Origin of the sequence: Arthrobacter globiformis NBRC 12137 (assembly GCF_000238915.1) — a bacterium.
In the GTDB taxonomy this organism is placed as follows: Bacteria; Actinomycetota; Actinomycetes; order Actinomycetales; family Micrococcaceae; genus Arthrobacter; species Arthrobacter globiformis.
Genome location: NZ_BAEG01000080.1, coordinates 18,874 through 37,939, shown reverse-complemented (window position 1 = coordinate 37,939; position 19,066 = coordinate 18,874). Strand labels below are relative to the sequence as shown.

Here is a 19,066-nt window from a genome sequence, read left to right as displayed (position 1 = left end):
TCCTGCGTAGCCGGTGAGTCCCCACCGAACCGACCCAAGGTGAGGACCCTCCCAACCCTTCCTCACCTCCTGCCGCCCAAACCCCAACCCTCCCGCGTTTGAAAACCCGCAGGTGACCACCTCAGGCCCCGGGCAACCCCGGTCTGGATATGCTCGACAGATGTTGCCCGAACGCTACCTCGCCGAACTCGCGCAAACCTTAAGTTCGCTCGAAAGGCTCGCGCGCCAGCCGGAGAGCACGCTGGCCCGTTCAGTTCCGGCCTGTCCGGGATGGACTCTCGATGCACTGTTCGGGCACATCGGTTCTATAGAACGGTGGGCTGCCGCTATTGTCCGCGCCGGAGAGTACGTCGAGGAACCGGCCCCGCCGCGGGCCAAAGCAGCAACCTGGTTCCTCGAGGGTGCGGCCGGCTTCCTTGCCACCATGACCGCCCTGGACCCTGCGGCACCGTGCTGGAACTTCGGCCCTCCCCCGCGCACGGCCAGCTTCTGGCTGCGCCGGCAGGCACACGAGCACGCCATTCACCTCGTCGACGCCCACCAGGCATCCGGCCTGGCTGACCCGGAGTTCGCCGAGGACTTCCTGATCGACGGCATCGATGAAGCCCTGGCAATGTTCGCCCCGCGCCAGCTCCGGCTGCAGCGGATGCCCGACCCTGGTGAGGCAGTGACCTTTCACGTTCCCGGCGGCACAACATGGACTGTCGGCAACGGGGACGTCGCGGCATCAGTGACCGCACCACCAAGCGAAATGTATCTGGGCCTCTGGGGCCGCTCCAGCCTGTCAGGAACGGCCGTCATCGACGGCGGCGCGGACCTTGCGCTGCGCGTCATCCGAGGTCCCCTGACGCCATGAACGGTCCCCTGCCGCCGTAAACGGATCGCCATCACAGCAAAGGTGACGGCCGGATGAGAAACGCCCCTAGGAGATCTTGCGCCGGTACGCTGCCATGGCGAAGACGTAAGCCAGAACGAGGATCCCAAGGCACCAGGCTAGGGCGATCCAAATGTCGACGCCGACCGGGCGCTGCGCAAACAGGTCCTGGATGGTGTTGACGATCGAGGTGACCGGCTGGTTTTCGGCGAACGCCCGCACGGGACCCGGCATGGTGGCCGTGGGGACGAATGCCGAACTGATGAACGGCAGGAAGATCAGCGGGTAGGAGAAACCGCCGGCGCCGTCCACGGACTTCGCTGAGAGGCCGGCGATGACCGCGATCCAGGTGAGTGCCAGGGTGAACAGCGCGAGGATCCCGACGACGGCCAGCCATTCCACCGGGCCCGCCGAGGTGCGGAAGCCCATGAACAGGGCAACCAGCACAATGATCACCAGCGAGAGCGCGTTGGCAACCATCGAGGTAAGCACGTGCGCCCACAGCACGGACGATCGAGCGATCGGCATGGACTGGAACCGCTCGAAAATGCCGCTTTTCATGTCGGTGAACAGCCTGACGGCGGTGTACGCGATGCCGGAAGCGATCGCGATCAGCATGATGCCGGGAAGAAGGTAATTGATGTAGTTGTCGGAAGTTGTCTTGATAGCGCCGCCGAACACGTAGACGAACAGCAACATGAGCGCGACCGGCGTGATCGCCGTCGTGATGATCGTGTCTGGACTTCGGCTGATATGGCGGAGGGAGCGGCCCAGCAGGACGGCCGTGTCTCCGAAGAGATGCTTGCTCATGGCTGGTCCTTACTTGACCCGACTTTGTCGTCCTTCCCCACCAGTGCGAGGAAGATGTCCTCCAGGGTTGGCTGCTTTTCGACGTACTCGACTTCCGCCGGCGGGAGCAGCCGCTTCAGCTCGGCGAGGGTGCCGTTCGCGATGATCCGCCCTTCATGAAGAATGGCGATTCGGTCTGCCAGTTGCTCGGCCTCGTCGAGATACTGCGTGGTGAGCAGAACGGTGGTCCCCTGCCGGGCCAACTCCTTGACCACCTGCCACACCTCGATGCGCGCTTCGGGGTCGAGTCCCGTCGTCGGCTCATCGAGGAAGATCACCTTCGGCTGCCCGACCAGGCTCATGGCGATGTCCAGACGACGGCGCATGCCTCCCGAATAGGCGGACACCTTTCGCGATCCGGCTTCGGCGAGGTTGAAGCGTGCGAGGAGTTCATCCGCTACCGCGCCGGGGTCTTTCAGCTGCCGCAACCTGGCTACCAGCACCAGGTTCTCCCGGCCCGAGAGGATCTCGTCGACCGCAGCGAACTGTCCGGTCAGGCTGATAGATTCCCGGACTCTGACTGGTTCCGTCGTGACGCCGAATCCGTTCACGGTGGCTGTGCCGGCGTCGGGCCTTAATAGGGTGGACAGGATCCTCACCATGGTGGTCTTTCCTGCCCCGTTCGAGCCGAGAAGAGCGAAAATGCTGCCCGGCGCCACGTCGAAGTCCACGCCGCTCAGTACATGCAATTCCTTGTAGGACTTCTCCAGGCCCTGCACACGGATGGCAGGTCCGCGGTCCCGCGGCGCACTGATGGTCATGGGACTTGCTCCTCCTTCGTGACGCTCGCGATTGCCTCTATGAGCCGTTTCCGTTCCTTGTTGATCCACTGCCCCTCCGAGTAGTTCTGGAGGAACGTCTCCGCGAACTCCACGGGGTCTTCCCCGACAACTTCCGGAATCGGGGTTCCGCTCGCCGCGCTCTGCTCGAAGAGATCTGCCAGATCCTCGAGCATCTTCACCAGGGTTTCCCCCTTCGTGATCGCCCCGAAGTACGTCAGGTAACGCTCCAACGCCTCGAGCGTCGTGCGATAGTTTGCGGGAAGCTGCTTCACGCGCGCTTTGTACTGCCGGTACTGCTTCTTCTGTTCGAGCGATCCGGTGACCTGTTCTATCCATCCCATGGCCATGTCTAATTCCCTCCTTCTCGGAGCTGTTCGAGCCGCTCGGCCAGAAAGCTCCATGTTCTCCAGAACTCGTCCAGGTACTCATTGCCCTGGATGTTGAGCGTGTACACCTTGCGTGGGGGACCCTTCTCTGAGGGACGCTTCTCGACGTCGACGAGACCCTTTTGCTCGATTCTCACCAGCAGCGCGTAGACCGTGCCCTCGGCAATGTCGGCGAAGCCCTTCTCCCTGAGCAGCGTGGTGATCTCATACCCATACGCCGGCTTACCGGTCAGGAGGGCAAGAACGATGCCCTCCAGCGTCCCCTTGAGCATCTCCGTCATTTGTTTGCCCACCGGACACCTCCTCCAGCTACTTAGTACTACTAGCTACCAGTACATAGTAACGCTAAGTAGAGGAGTTGCAAGGGGTCGGTGAGTGCATTGGAATAACTCAAGGCACTCGACCGCCCTCTCACATCCCGACAAACCTTCCCACTGAGTCCGCTGCGGAATACGGTAATGCCTGACGACCCGATTTGGAGGACCCGATGCGCAAAGTGACTGCCGGACTGTTCCACTCCGTAGACGGCGTGGTGCAGGACCCGTTCAAGTTCCAGTTCGACAGCTTCGATGAAGAGCTTGGCGCGGGACTGACCAAGATGATCAACACTGTGGACACTGTAATCCTCGGGCGGGTCAGCTATCAGGAGTGGGCGGGGTACTGGCCCAACGCTTCACAGGATGAGGACTTCGCCACTTTCATCAACCCGGTGGAAAAGTTCGTGGCATCGCGCACCCTCACGGAGCCCCTCGAGTGGCAAAACTCGTACCTGGTTGAGGGACCGCTGGAAGATTTCGTCACCGATCTTAAAAAGCACGACGGCGGCGAGATCGCCGTTTGCGGCAGCATCTCAGTGACGCGGCAACTGCTGTTCGCGGGCATCCTGGATGAATTGACGCTTATGACGCATCCCGTAGTGGCGGGCAGCGGACGGCGGCTGTTCGAGGACGGCGACCCGCTGACCAGGCTGGAACTGAAGGACCAGTACAGGACCAGCAAGGGCAACGTCGTCAGCACCTACAGCCTGCGCAACGACTGAGGTTCGACCAGACCCTTCCTCACATCCCGCCGCGTCCAAGCGGACGCTTCCTCACATCCCGCCGCGTCCAAGCGGACGCTTCCTCACATCCCGCCGCGTCCAAGCGGACGCTTCCTCACATCCCGCCGCGTCCAAGCGGACGCTTCCTCACGTCCTGCACAGCTATGCGCCCCGCGAACGGGCGGGTGAGGACGCGTCGGGAAAAAACCGACCAAACGTGAGGACGCGTCAGGAGAAAGCCGACCAAACGTGAGAGAGCGTCGGGGAATACCCGCCCAAACGTGAAAGAGCGTTTCATCTTGGCGTGTCGGGGTCGCACGCGTTCATAGCAACATCGTTGCGATTGAGGCAACACTTAGGATTCTCGCACGACCTCCTTGCCATGCAAAGACACTCGACTCCTGATTGAGCCCTCCTGCGCGCCCAGAAAGCTGATAGCAATAAACAACATCAAAATATCCATTGACGGGTGAGCCGCATCACGCTTACTCTGGTGCAACAGTGTTGCAACAGAAGCAACCCCAAGGATTCATTGGTGGACACATGGAACACCCCCCAACTCACATTTCCCAAGCGGCTGACCCGGAGCTCAAAGTCGAGCAGGTCAGCAAGGACACCCGGCGCCGGGTCATCACCGCGAGCTTCATCGGCAACTTCGTCGAATGGTTCGACTACGCGGTCTACGGCTACCTGGCCGGCATCATCTCCACGGTCTTCTTTCCCGAGGCCGACCGCCAGACAGCACTCCTGGCAACCTTCGGCGTCTTCGCCATCTCCTTCTTCGTCCGACCGCTGGGCGGCTTCTTCTGGGGCCACATCGGCGACCGGCTCGGACGGCGGAAAGCACTGTCGCTTTCCATCGTCATCATGTCCGTGGCCACGTTCTGCATCGCCCTGATCCCCGGCTACGGCACCATCGGCATCCTGGCACCTGTCCTGCTCCTGCTGGTCCGCGTCGTCCAGGGCTTCTCCGCCTCCGGCGAGTACGCCGGCGCCTCCGCCTTCCTGGTGGAGTACGCCCCGGCACATCGCCGCGGACTCTATGCCGCCGTCGTACCCGCAAGCACCGCGGCGGGACTGTTGCTGGGCAGCCTCCTGGCAGCACTGCTGACGTCGGTCCTCAGCGAAAGCCAGCTGCACGACTGGGGATGGCGCCTGCCGTTCCTGCTCGCCGCCCCCATGGGCCTGATCGGCCGGTACATCCGCACCAAGCTCGAGGACACCCCCGCGTTCCGTGCCCTCTCGCAGGAAGAGCACGGCAAGGCCCCCGCGAGGGACATGTTCCGGAACAACAGGAAGCAGCTCATCATCGCCACCGGCGCGGTGCTGCTGAACGCGGTCGGCTTCTACGTCATCCTCAGCTACATGCCCACCTACCTCGCCGAGGAACTGGGCTTCGGGGCCGGGGAGTCGTTCCTGGCCACCACCATCGCGCTGGCCAGCTACATCGGTTTCATCTTCCTCACCGGCATCGCCTCGGACAGGTTCGGCCGCAAACGGATGCTGATCACCGCGTCCGTGCTGTTCATGCTGCTGACGGTGCCGGCGTTCATGCTCCTGGATACCGGCAACTTCCTGGTGATCGTCCTGGTCCAGATTCTCCTGGGCGGCATGCTCACCCTCAACGACGGCACCCTGCCCAGCTTCCTGGCCGAACTCTTCCCCACGAAGACCCGGTACAGCGGCTTCGCCGTCAGCTTCAACCTCTCCAACGCCCTGTTCGGCGGCACCGCCCCGTTCATGGCCACCCTCCTCATCGGCCTCACGCACAACAAGCTGGCCCCCGGCTGGTACCTCGTGGCCGCCTCACTGGTTTCCCTCATCGCAGTCCTGTTCGCCGTGGAGACTTCCAAGAAGCCCCTGCAGCAGCACTGACACACACCCACCCAAGAAAGAAAAGGAACAAGCATGACTATCACCGAAAATGAAGCTGTCAACGACGTCGCCAAGCTCGAGCGCCTCAAGGTCCTCAATAACGGCGAGAAGGTTTCGCTGACCTTCTCCGACGCCGAGTTCGAGCGCCGCCTCGCCGGCCTCCGCAGCATCATGGCCGAGAAGGACCTGGACGCCGTCGTCCTGACCAGCTACCACTCGATCAAGTACTACTCCGACTTCCTGTTCACCTACTTCGGCCGCTCCTACGCCATGGTGGTCACCAAGGAGGACACGGTCACCGTCACCGCAAATATCGACGCCGGGATGCCCTGGCGCCGCAGCTACGGCGACAACCTCGTCTACACGGACTGGCGCCGGGACAACTTCATCTTCGGCATCCAGGAAGTGCTGCGCACCCGCGGCATCAAGGTCCGCCGGCTCGGCGTCGAGGACGACTCCCTGCCGCTGGACAACCGGAACAAGATCCAGGCCGCGTTCCAGTCCGCCACCCTGGTGGACGTGGCCCAGGCCGCGATGCGCCAGCGGATGATCAAGTCCGCCGAGGAAATCGAGGTCATCAAGCACGGTGCCCGGATCGGCGACCTGGGCGGCGAAGCCATCCGCAACGCCATCACCGCCGGCATCACCGAGTATGAGGTGGCGCTCATCGGCACCGAGGCCATGGTGCACGAGATCGCCCGCACCTTCCCCAACTCCGAGATCCGCGACACCTGGGTCTGGTTCCAGTCGGGCATCAACACCGACGGCGCGCACAACTGGGCGACCACCCGGAAGATCCAGGAGCACGACATCCTGTCCCTGAACTGCTTCCCCATGACCTCGGGTTACTACACGGCACTGGAGCGGACGCTGTTCTACGGCGAACCGGATGCCCGTTCCCTGGAGCTGTGGAACATCAACGTCGAGGTCCACAGGCGCGGCCTGGAACTCATCAAGCCCGGCGCCGTCTGCAAGGACATCGCCGCCGAGCTCAACGAGATCTACGTGTCCCGCGGCCTGCTCGCCAACCGCACCTTCGGCTACGGCCACTCCTTCGGCGTCCTCAGCCACTACTACGGCCGGGAGGCCGGGCTCGAGCTGCGCGAGGACATCGACACCGTGCTGGAACCGGGCATGGTGGTTTCCATGGAACCGATGATCACGGTCCTCGACGGCCAGCCCGGCGCAGGCGGCTACCGCGAGCACGACATCCTGGTGGTGGGCGAGGACGGCGCCGAGAACATCACCAAGTTCCCGTTCGGCCCTGAGCACAACATCATCAGCGCCTGACACCTCCGGTTGGCCTACACCCCGCTTGGCTAACCACAGGGTATGCCCTCCCCCGCCGGCCGTTGTCAGCAAGACTTGTGATTCAGCAGCCTTGGGTTAAGTACGACGACGGCGGGCGGTTGGGAGGGCATGCCCGCCCCCGCTTCCGGCAATGAAAGACCGGAAGCACGACAGCGAAGAAATATAGTGAACACCATGACTCCCCCGGCAAAACCCGCGAACCCCGCCCCGGACGCAGGCAAAGATGCAGGCAACGGCGACGCCCGCGGCGCCTCCGTGATCGTCAATGCCATCGCCGTACTCCGCAGCTTCACCGCGGACGAGCCCATGCTGGGCATCACCGAGATCGCCAGCCGGGTGGGCCTGCACAAGAGTACGGTGTCGCGGATCCTCGCCACATTCGAGCAGGAACACCTGGTGGAGCGGGACCCGGACACACGCCGCTTCCGGCTGGGGCTGGGCCTGATCGCGGTGGCCGGTCCGCTGCTGGCCGAACTCGAGGAACGCCGGGTGGCCTATCCGGTGCTGCGCGAACTCACGGAACGCACCGGCGAGACCAGCGCCCTGATGGTGTGGAACGGCGGCGAGTCGATGTGCGTGGAGCAGATCGCCAGCCGCCAGCAGGTCAAGCACACCACCCCGCTGGGCGCCCGCTACAACGATGCCCTCAGCGCCTCGGTCCAGATTTTCCTTGCCGGGGAACAGGCCGAACGGGTGAACGCCCTGCTCCGCAGCGGCGCCATCACCCTGCCAGGCCTCGATGACCACTCGGTCGGGGAGTACCTGCAGCGTCTCGAGGAAGTCACCAAACGCGGCTGGGCCATCAACTACGGCGAGACCTCCATCGAGGAAGTGGGCATTGCCGCGCCCGTCTATGACCACCGCGGCGACATCGTGGCCGCCGTCCTCATCCCCGCGCCCAAGTTCCGGGTCTCCCCCGATACCCTGCAGAGCCTCGGCGAAGCCTGCGCCAGCGCGGCCCGTCAGGTCACGCAGCGCCTCGGCGGAGTGGCCCCCCGGGAGCGCCGCAGCGCCTAGCGGCAGCGGAGCGCATAGGTGCAGGAGCTCATAAGCAGCGCCTTACGAAGCCAGTCTCTCCCCTGCATTCTGTACAGGCCCGGCCGGTTCAACACCGCGTTCGGGCCGGGTGATCTCGGCCCACACTGCGTCGAGGGAAAGGCCCAGGACATCGGCGATCGCTGCGATGGTCGGGAAGGCAGGCGTCGCCACGCGGCCCGACTCGATCTTCCGGAGGGTCTCCGGTGAAACACGGGCCGCGAGCGCGGTTTCGAGCATCGAGCGCTCCCCCCTGGCGCGACGCAACAGGGCGCCGAGGCGCTGTCCGCGCTCGACTTCTCCGGATGTGAGGGGCAACCTGACCATGGCTCCAATTCTAATACCGGGATAATATGGCCGGTATAGTTATTGGTCGCACGAGAAGGGCGCCGCATGATCGAGATCCTCACCCCCGCCGAACTGGGCCGCGCAAAAGTGTCGGGCGCCCTGGTCGCTGACATCTTGCACACGCTGAAGGGCCGCAGCGCTGTCGGCACAAACCTGCTGGACATCGACCGGTGGGCCCAGGCCATGATCCTGGATGCGGGAGCGGAATCCTGCTACGTCGACTATGCGCCGTCCTTCGGCCGCGGGCCGTTTGGACACTACATCTGCACGGGCGTCAACGACGCCGTGCTCCACGGGCTGCCACGCGACTACACGCTTGCCGACGGCGACCTGCTGACTCTGGACCTCGCCGTCTCCAAGGACGGAGTCGCCGCAGACGCCGCCATCAGCTTCATCGTGGGCGAATCAAAGCCCGCGGAAAGCGTAGCGATGATCGACGCGACCGAGCGTGCCTTGAGGGCAGGGATAGCAGCGGCCGGACCAGGCGCCCGCATCGGCGACATTTCCTATGCCATCGGCTCGGTCCTCACCGAGGCGGGGTATCCGGTCAACACCGAGTTCGGCGGTCATGGCATCGGATCAACGATGCACCAGGACCCGCACGTTCCAAACAACGGACGGCCCGGCCGCGGGTACAAACTGCGGCCTGGGCTGCTGCTCGCATTGGAGCCGTGGGTCATGGCGGACACGGCCCAGCTCGTCACTGATGCCGACGGGTGGACGCTCCGAAGTGCGACAGGCTGCCGGACGGCGCACAGCGAACACACGATCGCCATCACCGACGACGGAGCCGAAATCCTTACCTTGCCGAGGGGCAACTAGCCTGGTCCTACTCGGCGATGTCCTCTGCCCACGGGTCCGGGTTCCTGTCCTAGAAGGTGCGCATCATGTCCACGCAGCGGGTTAGCTCCGGCTGGCCGCGCGAAGTGCTTACAATTCGCCGTGCGCGATCGGATCCCCGTTCTGGACCCGTTCGTTGTGTCCGCTCGCGATAACCACGCCGTCACGGGCGAGCGCTGCTCCGATGGGGATGCCGCCTTGGCGGAGGCTTTTTTGGGCGGCTTGGTCGGCGGCTTCGAAAGCGGTGGGGTGCTGTTCGTGGGTCATGCGGTCGTTTTCGCAGGTGCAAGACCGGCGCCAAGTGCCCGACCCGCCGATAGCTCGGCTTCATCAGGTCAACCTTCTTGGCGCGGTCCTGCCACCCGCTCGGAGCTGCATTGGTTTAGGGTGCCGGAGCCGCCACAGGAGCCGGAGCATCAGCCGGAGCCGGCTCAACCACAGGAACCGGTGCGACAACCGGAACCGGAGCCGGCACAACAACCGGAGCGGGCGGCGGCACGACGACCGGAGCCGGAGCCGGCTCAACCACAGGAGCCGGAGCGGCCACGGGAACCGGCACGACGACCGGAGCGGGAGCCGGCACAACCACAGGAGCCGGGGCCGGAGTAACCACAGGAGCTGGCACAACAACCGGAGCCGGGGCCGGAGTAACCACAGGAGCTTGCGTTGCCGGCTTGGGCGCGACAACCGGTGCCGGGACCGGCTTGGCGGGCTTGGGCTTGGGCGCGGCGACTCTCGGCGCGGGAACCGGCTTTGCCGGCTTGGGCTTGGGCGCGGCCGCCTTTGGGGCCGGAACGGGCTTTGCCGGCTTGGGCGCGGCCGCCTTCGGTGCCGGAACCGGCGTTACCGGCTTAGGCGAGGCCACCCACTGCGCCGGAACCGCGGCCCACGAGGATGTAGGCTGCGCTGCGGAAACAGACGCAGCGGCAGCAGCGGCAGACCTAGCCGCTGAAATGACAGCGGCGGGCGATTCATGCCCTTCGTCCGACGCTGCATGGCGAGCACTGGCTTCCACCGGCACAGCCCAGGAGGCAGTCTCCGTAGCGGTGCCGGGCTTTCGGTAGTCGGTCATCATGATGTTGGCAACGGGCCCCGAGTGACGCAGCCGCAGCAGAGTCCAATTGTCGGGGTCGGTGTGTTTGCCGTTCAGAATCGTTTCGAAGTGGAGATGGCATCCGGTTGATGACCCGGTAGTCCCGACCTTGGCGATGAGTTGCCCCACCTGGACCGACTGGCCCTTCTTCACACCGATGCCCTCAAGGTGGTTATAGGTGGTGATCAGGCCGTTGCCGTGGTCGATTTCCACTCTGTTGCCGCCGCCCCACGGATGCCATCCCACGGTCCGCACCACGCCGGAATCCGCTGCATACACGCGGGTTCCGCAGGCGGCGGAGAAGTCCTGGCCCCAGTGAAACTCACCGGCCGAGCCGGTGATGGGATTCGTCCGCAGCCCAAAGTGCGAGGTTGGGGTAAGGACATCCAACGGTGCCATCAAGGTTCCTGCCGCGGGACGCCGCACCTTGCTTGAAGCCGCATGGAGTTTTTGGCTCACTGGCTTTGCCGCGGTGAAGACCACCGTACGACTGTAGGACACGTAGGTGTCCGCCGAGGCCGTGACGGCACCGGCGGTTGAAACGATGGTGCCTGAAACGGAGCCCTCCGCAGCCGAGGCAACAGCAGCCGAGGCAAGCGTGGCAGATCCGAGCGGCACATTTACTGAGGCGTCATCGCGCATGTCGGCCGGCACCTGCCCGGACGATAGACCGGACGAAAGAACGGGGCCAGCGCCCTGGAATCCAAAAGCGTAGACCGCCAGGAACGCCGCACCCGCGCCGATCCGAACGGCACGGCTCAGGACGGGACGGCCCAGAACGGCATGACGTAGGTCCTGAGGCGTGCGCCGCACAGCGGCAGGTGCCAGATGCTTTGACATTAGATCTCCCCATAAAAGGCCGCCGGATGCTGGTGGATGACGGCATGCTCCTAACATGGGAGCATGCCGGGCAGGCCAGCGAAACCGATTCGCCCGCATATGTGCATAAGCTAGGAAAATCTTGACCGGGCCCTCTGGTGAACTGCGCAAATCTTTACCTGGCGTTGAGCAATCCGGCGCGTCCGCGGCCACCGAAACCGGCCCCGAGTCGCAGGAGCGGCCGCGGCCCGGGCCGGTCATGAGGCGCAGGGTCGGTCTTGAGGGAAGGCCATTGACGCACGAAGGCACAAGTAGGTCGCAGAACAGGGTGTTCTCAGCGCGGGGAACGCCCTGAGCTGGTACCTAGGTCAATCATTTCGGTGTTACGAAGGAAATTGCTCGCCTCGGAGCATGGAGAATCAGGGGCAACGCGAGGTTCTGCAGCACTTCCGCGGCCGGCCCCGCGAGGGCCCTTTTCTCCGGCATTGAACCTGACCGCTTCGGCGCAGGCCTTGCGATCGGCACCCGACGACCGCAACTAGGGGGCCTGTTTCCGAGTGCTGAAGCGGACGTACGATCAGGCATGGAAAAGTTGAATTTTGAGGTGAATATTAACGCTCCCGCCCAAAACGTCTGGGCAACAATGCTCGATGAAGCCACGTACCGGGAATGGACTAGTGCTTTCAATGAGAAGGGTTCCTACTATGAGGGCGAATGGAACCCGGGCAACGAGATTCGTTTTCTCGGCCCCGATAATGAAGGGGCCGTGGGAGGGATGATCGCAACAGTTGAGGAAAGCAGGCCGTATGAATTCATTTCCCTGAGATATCTTGGTCAGATTGTCCGCGGTGTGGATGACAGGACCAGCGATGAGGCGAAGAAATTCATCGGAGCCCACGAGAACTATTCATTCACCGAAGCTCAAGGGGTGACGACAGTCAAGGTCGAGCTTGACAGCGAGGACGAATGGGCGGCCATGCTGAATGAATCGTGGCCCGTGGCCCTCACTAAACTCAAGGACCTGGCAGAAGCTCGGCCCTAACCTACCGCCGTGGACGCCACGCTATACCTCGAAACCCCGGCCCGACAGGGACGAATGGGTGTTGGCATGGCGCCGGAGGTCCGCGAAACCTGCGAGCGCATCTACCAGGAGGCCACCGGCGCTTCCGAAGCGGAGGCCGATGCCTGGATGGACGAGGTGGAGCGCACGCACGGCAGGTACGTGGCGGACATCTTCACCTAAAGGAGTGTCTGGGCCGGTACACCTATGTGAGGTTCCTGGAAGACGCCGGATTACCCAGCGGCCGCTTCCCCATTGGGAGAGCACGCCTTACCATTTAGGTGCTGGGGCGACGGCGCCGTCGCAGGTCTGGCCGGACGTGGTGTCGCAGGCGGCCACGAACCTGTCATCTCGTCCCCGAGCGGATGGCCCGCAATGAGCACGAAGCGTCACGTCTGGAGGCGGGCGGCCCTCGCCGTCGTCCTCGCTGTTACCGGCTGTACCTACACCACAGACGACACCGCACCGCCACCAACCGCACCGGATCCCCTGGCTCCGTTGCAGAAGCAGGTCCAGCTGTTCATGGACCAAGGCGCGGTGGCCGCCGTCGTACAGATCCGGTGGCCGGAGGGTGAGTGGTCCAAGGCCTACGGCGTACGCGACCTCGAGTCCATGACCCCGGCTCAGCCGACGGACAAGGTGGGGATCGCAAGCGTCACTAAAACGATGACAGCCGTGACAGTACTGAAGCTCGTGGAGGACCACCTCATCGGCCTCGACGATCCCGTCAATGACGTCATTCCCGGGTTCAAGGCCGCGCTCAAGCCTCCGGGTCCCATCACCGTGAGGCAGCTGCTCAGCCATACGTCGGGGATGCCCGACGTCAACGATGCCCTGCCACGCGATGTTGACTTCCGTCCCGTTCTCTCCCGGACACTGACGATGGAGCGGGGCTTGCAGCTGGCAGGGACCATCCCCTGGACCGCGTACAGCGTCGGGTCCTTCGCGTACTCGAACACGAATTATCTCGCGCTCGGCCTCCTGGTCCAGGCACTGCGGCACAAGCCTTTCGTCGAAGTCATGCGCGAGCAGGTCTTTGAGCCGCTCGGTTTGAAGAACACCAGTCTGGACCGCATCGACCCGCGCGAGGCCGGGCTTTTGCACGGCTACGTGACCCTCCGTGGTGAGAGAGTCGACACCACAGACAACATCTTCTTTGTCGGAAATCCGGCAGCAGGGGCGGTGTCGACAGTGGAAGACGTGAACCTCTTCATGGCTGGTCTCTTCGAGGGGCGGGCGCTCTCTGCGGCGTCGTTGCGGGAGATGAAGACAAGTCCCGGCTTCGCCCCGTATGGGCTGGGTCTGTGGGAGCACGCGGACGGGTGCTCTATCGAGTCGCGGCACGAGGGCCGGGGCTCCTTCTGGGACTATCAGACGGTCGCGGTCATTAGCGGCGACGGGCGCTACCAGGCCGCGATGACCGTCACGATGCCGCCGTTGCCCACTGAGTTGGAGGACGAGTCCACTCAGAACAAGCGTGAGCTCGTGAACGGCCAGATCGAGTCCACCCTCAACGAGACCCTGGACCGGCTCTGCGAGCCGGCCGGCTGAGGAAGCGCCTGTCGTTACCGGCTGGTATGGTCTGCCCCCCGGTTCGATACCTGCCGGAACAGCCGTGACCTGGACCGCCATAGAAACATCAGTATCCAATACGGCCCCTGATCATGCGGGAGGCGCAACAACAGGCTCTCGTTCCCCGCTTCCGGCTCCCCGCCGGCAGCCCCCGCAGATGTATGGTTGTGCTGACGAACGGATACCGCCCGTCCAACACGAGGAAGCCGCGGGGTACAAGGGTGAACGAGTACGAGGCCTCACTGGTCATCAAGTCCGGAGCGGAACTGCTGTCTGCGGCTTCTTCTGACCCCCGCTCGGAGGAAGGCTACAAGGCGGTCAGAGCCAACATCTCGGAGGCGCTGGACCGCATAGCGGAAGCGCTTGCCAACTTCGAGGCCGGTTCGGGAGGCCCCAGCCGTTCAACCGGCTGGGTCCAGGACCTTCGCCGCGTGGCGGACGACCTGGTGGATCGGCAGGGCTGAAAGGCCCATGACAGCGAGCGGCCCGGACCGGCCACCTGCAGCCAGTTGTGACCGGGCTGTCCTGGTCTTCAATCCCGGCAAGCCGGGCATGACCGCCAGGATCAACCAGCTGCAACGGGACCTGGCCGCCGGAGTACCGGACCTGCAGGTTGATTTGCTGCCCACGGAGTTCGCCGGGCACGCACGGGAGCTTGCACGCTCCGTGGCGGCCACGGGGTCCCCGCTCATTGTGTCGGTCAGCGGCGACGGCGGATATAACGAGGTTGTCAACGGCGTGATGGACGTCCCCGGCAGCAAGGCGGTGTGCACCGTGCTTGCGGCCGGGAACGCCAACGACCACCACCGGAGCATGACCGTAAGGCCGTTGCCGGAGGCTGTCCGCGGAGGCCGGGTCCGGCACATCGACCTGCTGCGCATCACGTTCACCGAGGAGCAGCAGGTACGGGTTCACTACGCCCACTCCTACATAGGCTTCGGACTCACGCCGCTGATGGCCATCGGCATCGAGAGCGGCGGAAAGGGCAAAATCCTCGAACTCCTGTCTGTCGCCCGCACGCTCTCTCATCTAAAGCCGTTCGAGCTGGTCCGGGCCGACGGCGCCACCGCCCGCTTCGACAGCCTGATCCTGGCCAACATCTCGCGGATGGCCAAGTACGGGACGGTCAGCGAGTCCGACGGCCCCAACGACGGCCGGTTCGAGGTTGTGACGCTTCCCCACTCCGGCCTCTGGAAGATGGCCCTGATGACCCTTCGGGCCGTGACGCTGGGACTCGGGAACCAGCCGAGCGTCAGCAGCTACGCCTTCACCACGCGGGATGCTGTTCCTTGCCAGATCGACGGCGAGGTCAGGCACCTTCCCGCCGCCACCCACGTTCTGGTGGAAAGCGCGAAGGGCGCCCTCGCCGTCATCTGATGCCGTGAGTCAGCTCCCATTCACTCCGGGAGATCGCATACTCGACGTCGCCGTGTTCATCTCCCGGGATGGACACGGGCCAGTCAGCGACGAAGGAACGGACGAGGCGCATCCCGGATTTCTCCATCACCCGCCGCGAGGCTGTGTTCGCTGCCATGGTGAACGCAACCACCCGCTGCACGCCGAACTCGGTAAACCCCTTGGCGATCAGCGCACGGGACCCCTCGGTGGCGTAGCCCTTCCCCCAGGCTTCGCGGCGCAGCCGGTAGCCCAGTTCCGGCTGGTCAGGCGGGTCCCCGGGGGCGGGCCGGTAGTGGAACCAGCCGAGGAAATCCCCTGATGATTTCTCGATGGCGGCCCAGAAGCCGTAGCCGGGGAATTTCCGGTAGTAGCCGAGGAAGGCTGGAAGGTACTCGCTTTCAACCTCGTCGCGTGGCGTCGGGGCACCGCCCGTGATGTACCGCATCACGCGCGGGTCGCCGTCGAGCTCCACGAGCAGGTCGGCGTCGTGGGCAGTGAACTGCCGCAGCACCAGCCGCTCGGTCTCCAGGAATATGGGCATGCGGGCATTCTTGCACCGCGCACCGGGTGTGTCAGCTACTTGGCCATCAGTTCCTTGCGGCGGAACGTCCCCGCGATGGAGAGCTTGCGGCCGTATTCGATGGAGCCGTAGCGGAACAGGTGCACGGCCAGGCGCAGGATGAGGATCCCCGCGATGAATATCTCGGCGATCACGATGGCCGATTCACCGGCACCAAGGGTTCCGAAACCGTTGCGGAGCAGTGCCGTGACGGGGGCGGTGAGCGGGAAGTAGGTGAAGACCTGCACGATCAGGGCTGTGGGGTCGCTGATGATGAGGCTGACGGCGTAGAAGGGCACGAAGATCAGGGCCATCAGCGGCCCGAAGATGGTGCCGGCTTCCTTGGCGGAGGGCATGACCGCGCCGATGGCCACGAGCACACCGGTGAACAGGGTGAACCCGCCCAGCAGCAGCAGTGCCCCGGTGATCATCGGGACGGGCTCGAACACCAGGGAGGACAGGTCGACGTCGGGCAGGGACACTGAATCGCGGAACAGGAAGTAGCCGACCGCGATCGGCGTGAGGAACACCGCTATTTGGAGAAGCCCGACGGCGAACAGGGAGATGATCTTGCCGGTGACCAGGGTGGTGGGGTTCAGGGTTGTCAGGATCATCTCCGTGACCCGGTTTTCCTTCTCCTCCAGCGTGCTGTTGAGCATCTGGTTGGAAAGCAGGATGATGCTGACATAGAAAATGACCAGGAACAGCAGCGGCGGAATCACTGAGCCGATCCCGCCGGAGACCCGTCCGTCCCGGTACGTTTCGGCGTCGAACTTCACTCCCCCGCTCAGTGCCGCGGTGACTTCCGGGGAATTGACCCTGGATTGGGCAGCGGTGACCAGCAGATGTTTGGCCACGGCCTCATACTTGCCGTTCTCGAACATGCCCTTGTCCGCGCCGTAGACCTTGACCGGCTCAGTGCCGGGATCGGCCGGGTAAGCGAAGTACGCCTCGCTGCTGCCGTTCTTCACCGATTCAAGCGCGGCGTCAGGGTCGGACGTCAGGCTCCCGCCGATGGCCTGGGCCAGCGGTGCGGGGATGAGTCCGGAAGCATCCGTGTAGGTGAAGGTCAGCGCCGAGTTCTTCTGGGCGTCGGCGTTTGCCGAGGTGCTGGAGTTGCTGGCGTAGACGAGGGCGAAGATGATCGCGAAGACCACCGGGATGGCCAGGGTGGCGATCACGAACCCGCGCTTCTTGATTGTCCGCATGAATTCGAACCCGACGACGGTACCCAGGTTGTGCTGTTTGAATGCTGTGCGTGCCATCGTCCTAGACCTCTGCCATTTCGTGCTGTTCCCCGTACACCTGGATGAAGATTTCCTCCAGCGACGCCCGCGCCGTGGCGAAGCTGCGCACCGCGACGCCGGCTCCGATCAGTTCCCGCAGGACCGCCGTTTCATCGGCCCCTGCAGCCGGGGCCAGCTCGGCCTGCCCGTCGGCGTCGCGCACGACGTCGTACAGGTCCGAGGCGGGCAGGACGCCCTCGTAGCCCAGCCGGTACATGGTGCCGCCGAACTGGTCCTGGACTTCAGCCACTGTCCCATAAGCCCGGGAGGTGCCGTCCTTGAGGAGGATAACCCGGTCACAGAGCCGTTCCACTTCCTCCATCTGGTGGGTGACCATGATGACGGTGGCACCGGCGAGCTTCTGTTCCTCGATGATGTCCATCAGCAGCCTGCGGTTCACGGGGTCGAAGCCCTTCGTGGGCTCATCGAGGATGAGCAGGTCGGGATCGTTCATGATTGTGACGCCGAGCTGGACCTTCTGCTGCTGGCCGCCGGAGAGCTTGTCGAGCCGGACGGCGGCCTTGTCGGCGAGGCCCACCCGCTCCAGGTAGGTCTGGGACCAGGTGCGGGCCTTGTGTTTGGTCAGGCCTTTGAGCCGGCCGAAGTAGACCATCACGTCCAGAACGGCTTCCTTCTTGTACAGCCCTCGCTCCTCCGGCAGGTACCCCAGCCGCGCCCCATCCCGGGGCTCGAAGACTTTCCCGCCGATGTGCAGGGTCCCGGCGGTGGGCTGGTAGATGCCCAGTAGCGCCCGCAATGTGGTGGTCTTCCCGGACCCGTTGCTCCCCAGGAACCCGAAGGTCTCGCCGGCCCGGACGTCGAAGGACAGGTCTTTGACGACCGTCGTTTCCCCGAAGTCCATGCGAAAGTTTTTGATGTGCACAAGCGGTTCCACCGCGTCCCCCAACGTCATGAGGCCAGCCTATGCGAACAGGTCTGGCCATCTCATTTCTTACCCACTGCGAGCGCTTGCCTGCGCGCAGGTGCCTCAGCCGGCATCGTTTCGCGGCCGCGTGCGACCTAACGTGCTACCTATTGGGAGCAGTGTCGCCCCTGATGAGCCAGAGGATATCCGGCGGCGGATCCCCGTGGCGGCGCGGGGTGTGCAGGCAACGGCTGAAGTACGCCCAAGGGAAGGACTGCTCTCCGATCCGTTGCCAGCCCTGTGCCTCCAAGTCAGAAACGGCCTTAGGGTTGGCGATGATCCTGGTGTGTTCCCATTGCTCCGCAGACAACTCGATGCGGTGAAACCGCACCCCGAATCCCACAGAGTGCCAACCGAATTGCCCTACCTCCCGGAGCACCGTCATTTCGTTGAAAGCGTTGACCGGGTAGAGGCGCTTCACCGCGGGCACGTCGCCCACAAACGCCTGCTGCGGCCGCCCGAACCGTTGCTGGGCGGCCTGCTTCGATACCCCGAGGATGCGGCCTATTGCTTCCCAGCTGTGGCCTGCACGGCGGGCCGAGTCAACGGTGGATTGCAGGATGCTCCGCGTCTCTTCATGCGCTTGGGCAGCCACTTCGAGGATCTCGGCATAGACATCTTCTCCCTCGCCCAGCCGCTTGGAGAGCTCCGGGGTCGCATTCGCCACAGCCTGGGCGATGGCGGCGGACAGGGAAACCGGGTCCATGGCCTAGTTGCTTGCCTTCCGAATCCCCACGATTGCAGCTGATACGAGCAAAGCGCCGCAGATGAAGGCGATGAGGGCAACAATCAGAACCATGGCATTCACTCCCCCGCTGGCGGTGAACGCGAAATATCCCATGATCATGCCGAGCAGTGCGAGCAGTGAGCCACCGTAAGCGGCGAAACCATTTTTCTGTCGAGTATTCATGGGACCCATTAGAGCTGCCGTGGTGGGCATTCGTCAATATTTCCTTGACGGTTCGGCGTGTTCAGCTACTAGTCGATCACGATTAAGCAAAACGTTAGCCTAACG

General features: G+C 64.0%; 22 protein-coding genes and 1 pseudogene. 11 read left to right on the top strand and 12 right to left on the bottom strand.

The annotated features are described in order from the left end of the window. The first annotated feature begins 160 nt into the window (after positions 1-160). Positions 161-856, top strand: coding sequence for a maleylpyruvate isomerase family mycothiol-dependent enzyme (locus ARGLB_RS14985; RefSeq protein ID WP_003804044.1), 696 nt, complete (start codon positions 161-163; stop codon positions 854-856). 66 nt (positions 857-922) lie between these two features. Here the strand turns inward: ARGLB_RS14985 and ARGLB_RS14980 are convergent, their stop codons facing one another. From ARGLB_RS14980 to ARGLB_RS14965, 4 genes are read right to left on the bottom strand one after another with little or no spacing between them, the layout of a single operon-like run. Further along, a complete protein-coding gene (locus ARGLB_RS14980; protein WP_003804043.1) occupies positions 923-1,684 on the bottom strand; it encodes an ABC transporter permease in 762 nt (253 codons plus the stop codon). After that, a complete protein-coding gene (locus tag ARGLB_RS14975) occupies positions 1,681-2,484 on the bottom strand; it encodes an ABC transporter ATP-binding protein (protein ID WP_003804040.1) in 804 nt (267 codons plus the stop codon). Before ARGLB_RS14975 ends, ARGLB_RS14980 begins: the two co-directional genes overlap by 4 nt. Continuing rightward, positions 2,481-2,852 (bottom strand): DUF1048 domain-containing protein, encoded by a 372-nt coding sequence (locus ARGLB_RS14970; protein ID WP_003804038.1) that lies wholly within the window; start codon positions 2,850-2,852, stop codon positions 2,481-2,483. Before ARGLB_RS14970 ends, ARGLB_RS14975 begins: the two co-directional genes overlap by 4 nt. A gap of 2 nt (positions 2,853-2,854) precedes the next feature. Further along, positions 2,855-3,184: a PadR family transcriptional regulator gene (locus ARGLB_RS14965; RefSeq protein WP_003804037.1), complete on the bottom strand. Its 330-nt coding sequence runs from the start codon at positions 3,182-3,184 to the stop codon at positions 2,855-2,857. Between the two features lie 194 nt (positions 3,185-3,378). Between ARGLB_RS14965 and ARGLB_RS14960 the strand changes: the two genes are divergently transcribed. From ARGLB_RS14960 to ARGLB_RS14945, 4 genes are all read left to right on the top strand, one after another. Continuing rightward, positions 3,379-3,930: a dihydrofolate reductase family protein gene (locus tag ARGLB_RS14960; RefSeq protein WP_003804035.1), complete on the top strand. Its 552-nt coding sequence runs from the start codon at positions 3,379-3,381 to the stop codon at positions 3,928-3,930. 543 nt (positions 3,931-4,473) lie between these two features. After that, positions 4,474-5,805, top strand: a complete 1,332-nt coding sequence (locus ARGLB_RS14955; protein WP_003804032.1) for an MFS transporter — start codon at positions 4,474-4,476, stop codon at positions 5,803-5,805. Between the two features lie 33 nt (positions 5,806-5,838). Continuing rightward, positions 5,839-7,095, top strand: coding sequence for an aminopeptidase P family protein (locus ARGLB_RS14950; protein WP_003804030.1), 1,257 nt, complete (start codon positions 5,839-5,841; stop codon positions 7,093-7,095). Between the two features lie 195 nt (positions 7,096-7,290). Next, positions 7,291-8,133 (top strand): IclR family transcriptional regulator, encoded by an 843-nt coding sequence (locus ARGLB_RS14945; RefSeq protein ID WP_043419360.1) that lies wholly within the window; start codon positions 7,291-7,293, stop codon positions 8,131-8,133. A 42-nt stretch (positions 8,134-8,175) separates the two neighbouring features. Here ARGLB_RS14945 and ARGLB_RS14940 read toward each other — a convergent pair whose 3' ends face one another. Next, the gene (locus ARGLB_RS14940) at positions 8,176-8,478 is read right to left on the bottom strand and encodes a helix-turn-helix domain-containing protein (RefSeq protein WP_043419316.1); all 303 of its coding nucleotides are present in this window, start codon (positions 8,476-8,478) and stop codon (positions 8,176-8,178) included. A 66-nt stretch (positions 8,479-8,544) separates the two neighbouring features. Between ARGLB_RS14940 and map the strand changes: the two genes are divergently transcribed. Further along, on the top strand, positions 8,545-9,321 hold the full coding sequence (gene map, locus ARGLB_RS14935) for a type I methionyl aminopeptidase (RefSeq protein ID WP_003804024.1): 777 nt from the start codon (positions 8,545-8,547) through the stop codon (positions 9,319-9,321). A 111-nt stretch (positions 9,322-9,432) separates the two neighbouring features. Here the strand turns inward: map and ARGLB_RS14930 are convergent. Together ARGLB_RS14930 and ARGLB_RS14925 are read right to left on the bottom strand one after the other, a co-directional pair. Continuing rightward, positions 9,433-9,606: pseudogene (locus ARGLB_RS14930) on the bottom strand (tRNA-specific adenosine deaminase); the annotation flags it as partial. A 115-nt stretch (positions 9,607-9,721) separates the two neighbouring features. Further along, positions 9,722-11,272, bottom strand: a complete 1,551-nt coding sequence (locus tag ARGLB_RS14925; protein WP_003804020.1) for a M23 family metallopeptidase — start codon at positions 11,270-11,272, stop codon at positions 9,722-9,724. A 562-nt stretch (positions 11,273-11,834) separates the two neighbouring features. Here ARGLB_RS14925 and ARGLB_RS14920 point away from each other — a divergent pair. The 5 genes from ARGLB_RS14920 (at position 11,835) to ARGLB_RS14905 (ending at position 15,260) form a co-directional block, all read left to right on the top strand. After that, complete coding sequence (locus ARGLB_RS14920) at positions 11,835-12,293, top strand: SRPBCC family protein (RefSeq protein ID WP_003804017.1); 459 nt, start codon at positions 11,835-11,837, stop codon at positions 12,291-12,293. A 9-nt stretch (positions 12,294-12,302) separates the two neighbouring features. After that, a complete protein-coding gene (locus tag ARGLB_RS23315; RefSeq protein ID WP_003804015.1) occupies positions 12,303-12,494 on the top strand; it encodes a hypothetical protein in 192 nt (63 codons plus the stop codon). A 192-nt stretch (positions 12,495-12,686) separates the two neighbouring features. Beyond that, complete coding sequence (locus ARGLB_RS14915) at positions 12,687-13,862, top strand: serine hydrolase domain-containing protein (RefSeq protein ID WP_003804013.1); 1,176 nt, start codon at positions 12,687-12,689, stop codon at positions 13,860-13,862. Between the two features lie 242 nt (positions 13,863-14,104). Further along, complete coding sequence (locus tag ARGLB_RS14910; RefSeq protein WP_245531544.1) at positions 14,105-14,347, top strand: hypothetical protein; 243 nt, start codon at positions 14,105-14,107, stop codon at positions 14,345-14,347. A 7-nt stretch (positions 14,348-14,354) separates the two neighbouring features. Further along, entirely contained in the window at positions 14,355-15,260 is a 906-nt protein-coding gene (locus ARGLB_RS14905) for a diacylglycerol/lipid kinase family protein (protein WP_003804011.1), read from the top strand. Here ARGLB_RS14905 and ARGLB_RS14900 read toward each other — a convergent pair. From ARGLB_RS14900 to ARGLB_RS14880, 5 genes are all read right to left on the bottom strand, one after another. Beyond that, complete coding sequence (locus ARGLB_RS14900) at positions 15,253-15,822, bottom strand: GNAT family N-acetyltransferase (protein ID WP_003804009.1); 570 nt, start codon at positions 15,820-15,822, stop codon at positions 15,253-15,255. The two genes, ARGLB_RS14905 and ARGLB_RS14900, sit on opposite strands and share 8 nt — an antisense overlap. Positions 15,823-15,857: 35 nt before the next feature. Continuing rightward, positions 15,858-17,105: an ABC transporter permease gene (locus ARGLB_RS14895; RefSeq protein ID WP_003804008.1), complete on the bottom strand. Its 1,248-nt coding sequence runs from the start codon at positions 17,103-17,105 to the stop codon at positions 15,858-15,860. Between the two features lie 4 nt (positions 17,106-17,109). Then, entirely contained in the window at positions 17,110-18,039 is a 930-nt protein-coding gene (locus ARGLB_RS14890) for an ABC transporter ATP-binding protein (protein ID WP_003804006.1), read from the bottom strand. A gap of 115 nt (positions 18,040-18,154) precedes the next feature. Then, on the bottom strand, positions 18,155-18,757 hold the full coding sequence (locus ARGLB_RS14885; RefSeq protein WP_003804004.1) for a hypothetical protein: 603 nt from the start codon (positions 18,755-18,757) through the stop codon (positions 18,155-18,157). A gap of 3 nt (positions 18,758-18,760) precedes the next feature. Beyond that, entirely contained in the window at positions 18,761-18,991 is a 231-nt protein-coding gene (locus ARGLB_RS14880) for a hypothetical protein (RefSeq protein WP_003804002.1), read from the bottom strand. Between the last annotated feature and the right edge of the window lie 75 nt (positions 18,992-19,066).

Excerpts from the sequence above, each read along its gene's own strand:
- ARGLB_RS14985 (WP_003804044.1), top strand. The coding sequence starts at position 161 with ATGTTGCCCGAACGCTACCTCGCCGAACTCGCGCAAACCTTAAGTTCG.
- ARGLB_RS14980 (WP_003804043.1), bottom strand. The coding sequence starts at position 1,684 with ATGAGCAAGCATCTCTTCGGAGACACGGCCGTCCTGCTGGGCCGCTCC.
- ARGLB_RS14975 (WP_003804040.1), bottom strand. The coding sequence starts at position 2,484 with ATGACCATCAGTGCGCCGCGGGACCGCGGACCTGCCATCCGTGTGCAG.
- ARGLB_RS14970 (WP_003804038.1), bottom strand. The coding sequence starts at position 2,852 with ATGGCCATGGGATGGATAGAACAGGTCACCGGATCGCTCGAACAGAAG.
- ARGLB_RS14960 (WP_003804035.1), top strand. The coding sequence starts at position 3,379 with ATGCGCAAAGTGACTGCCGGACTGTTCCACTCCGTAGACGGCGTGGTG.
- ARGLB_RS14955 (WP_003804032.1), top strand. The coding sequence starts at position 4,474 with ATGGAACACCCCCCAACTCACATTTCCCAAGCGGCTGACCCGGAGCTC.
- ARGLB_RS14950 (WP_003804030.1), top strand. The coding sequence starts at position 5,839 with ATGACTATCACCGAAAATGAAGCTGTCAACGACGTCGCCAAGCTCGAG.
- ARGLB_RS14945 (WP_043419360.1), top strand. The coding sequence starts at position 7,291 with ATGACTCCCCCGGCAAAACCCGCGAACCCCGCCCCGGACGCAGGCAAA.
- ARGLB_RS14940 (WP_043419316.1), bottom strand. The coding sequence starts at position 8,478 with ATGGTCAGGTTGCCCCTCACATCCGGAGAAGTCGAGCGCGGACAGCGC.
- map (WP_003804024.1), top strand. The coding sequence starts at position 8,545 with ATGATCGAGATCCTCACCCCCGCCGAACTGGGCCGCGCAAAAGTGTCG.
- ARGLB_RS14925 (WP_003804020.1), bottom strand. The coding sequence starts at position 11,272 with ATGTCAAAGCATCTGGCACCTGCCGCTGTGCGGCGCACGCCTCAGGAC.
- ARGLB_RS14920 (WP_003804017.1), top strand. The coding sequence starts at position 11,835 with ATGGAAAAGTTGAATTTTGAGGTGAATATTAACGCTCCCGCCCAAAAC.
- ARGLB_RS14915 (WP_003804013.1), top strand. The coding sequence starts at position 12,687 with ATGAGCACGAAGCGTCACGTCTGGAGGCGGGCGGCCCTCGCCGTCGTC.
- ARGLB_RS14905 (WP_003804011.1), top strand. The coding sequence starts at position 14,355 with ATGACAGCGAGCGGCCCGGACCGGCCACCTGCAGCCAGTTGTGACCGG.
- ARGLB_RS14900 (WP_003804009.1), bottom strand. The coding sequence starts at position 15,822 with ATGCCCATATTCCTGGAGACCGAGCGGCTGGTGCTGCGGCAGTTCACT.
- ARGLB_RS14895 (WP_003804008.1), bottom strand. The coding sequence starts at position 17,105 with ATGGCACGCACAGCATTCAAACAGCACAACCTGGGTACCGTCGTCGGG.
- ARGLB_RS14890 (WP_003804006.1), bottom strand. The coding sequence starts at position 18,039 with ATGACGTTGGGGGACGCGGTGGAACCGCTTGTGCACATCAAAAACTTT.
- ARGLB_RS14885 (WP_003804004.1), bottom strand. The coding sequence starts at position 18,757 with ATGGACCCGGTTTCCCTGTCCGCCGCCATCGCCCAGGCTGTGGCGAAT.
- ARGLB_RS14880 (WP_003804002.1), bottom strand. The coding sequence starts at position 18,991 with ATGCCCACCACGGCAGCTCTAATGGGTCCCATGAATACTCGACAGAAA.